This window comes from Candidatus Aegiribacteria sp. (assembly GCA_021108435.1).
In the GTDB taxonomy this organism is placed as follows: domain Bacteria; phylum Fermentibacterota; class Fermentibacteria; order Fermentibacterales; family JCC-6; genus Aegiribacteria.
In genome coordinates, this window is record JAIOQY010000158.1 from 1 (window position 1) to 1690 (window position 1690).

Genomic DNA, 1690 nt, shown 5'->3' on the forward strand with positions numbered 1-1690 from the left:
GGAGCAATAACAGAATCTAGTGACACGCAACGTAGAGCATGTCACGTCGATCCTGATTCTTCAGTTAATTATCCACCTCTGGATAATTACCGTTGACGGTTCCAGTGTTAATTGTAATTGCCATGTAAATCTCTAAAGGTGGTTAGCAATATGCATGCTTATATAACCAGAATTGCTGAAAAAGCACTGTTTTGCAAGGATAAGGTGGGTGAAGTCTGAAAAACCTGAAAGCCTTGTCGGTCGGTGCTCGGAATATTAACAGTTTAAGATTACATTCTAACTGAAAAATGAATTGACACCTTCAACATGAACGGATATTATGCTTTTAAGATTACCTTCTTGAAGGGGTATTTTGGGTACAGGTTATGCCTAATAAGAAGATCATAGCGCTGGAGAAGGAACTGGAAAGCCTCAGGCTTGAACCACCCGGTTCGGAGTTTGCGTCTGTGTTGAACAAACTTGCTTATGCCTGTCTTCATTTAGATCCGCGTAGAGCGGAAGTCTGTGCTGTGGAAGCAAAGAACCTTGCTGAGAAGCAGGGGTTTCTTGTAGAGCAGGCTAAGAGCTGCAATACTCTTGGAACAATCAATATGGAGGCGGGAAAGTTCGCTGAGGCGATGTCGTATTGTCAGAAATCCATGGAGATATCCGAGGAGCTTGAGGATAAGAATGGTATGGCATCCGTTCACGGTACGAAGGCTTCTATCTACAGGTCTCAGGGCATGATTGACAAGGCTCTTGAACATTTCCACGAATCTCTCAGGCTTAAACAGGAATGTGGCGCAGGCGAAGATGAGCTTGCTGTTTGCTACTTGAATATAGGCACGATATACAGCGGTCTGTTTCGGCTTGATCTTGCGCAGTCATTCTATGAATATGCCCGTTCGATATGGGAGAAGTCCGGTGACCGTATGAAACTGGCATACATCTATAACAACATCGGTTCTCTCTACGGAAAAAAGGAAGAGTTTGACAAGGCTCGAGAATACTTCCAGAAAGCTCTTGATATCAGGGAAGATCTTGGAGATGTAAAAGGTACTGCAAGCACTCTTGGTAATCTGGGAAGTCTGCATGAAAAACTGGGTGACAACGAATCAGCTCTTAAGTGTTTCATAAGGAGCCTTGAACTGTATGAAGAGATAGGCAACAAAAGGGGTGTTGCCTACACATGCGGATGTGTAGGCGGTGTATATACTGCTCTTGGACGGCTTGAAGAAGCTGAATCACTTATCAGCAGAGGTCTTTCGATAACAAGGAAGCTCAAGCTGAAGGACTGGGAAATTCATTGTTTGGATCTGATAACGAAACTGTATGAAGCAAAGGGTGATCTGCAGAAAGCACTTTCATATTCCAGGGAACTGAACAGATGTGTTGAAGAACACCTGAACGAAAAGAGCCTGGAGAAAATAGCGGGGCTTCAGGTGCAGTTCGAGACAGAGAAGAAGGAAAAAGAAGCTGAGATCTACCGTTTGAAGAATGTTGAGCTTTCCAGGATAAACAATCAGCTTCGAGATGCTCTGGTGCATGTGAAGAAACTTCAGGGTTTGCTTCCCATCTGTGCTAACTGCAAGAAAGTCAGGGATGATGACGGCTACTGGCAGCAGATAGAGTCGTATGTCTCTGATCATTCAGACGCGACATTCTCGCATGGGATATGCCCTGAGTGTATGATCAAACTATACGGTAAAGA

At 44.2% G+C, this 1690-nt stretch carries 1 protein-coding gene; it reads left to right on the forward strand.

All coding sequences use genetic code 11. The features are described from left to right. Nucleotides 1–365: 365 nt before the first annotated feature. Nucleotides 366–1690 (forward strand): tetratricopeptide repeat protein (locus K8R76_08810; GenBank protein MCD4848277.1); only part of this gene is annotated, 1325 nt, incomplete at its 3' end.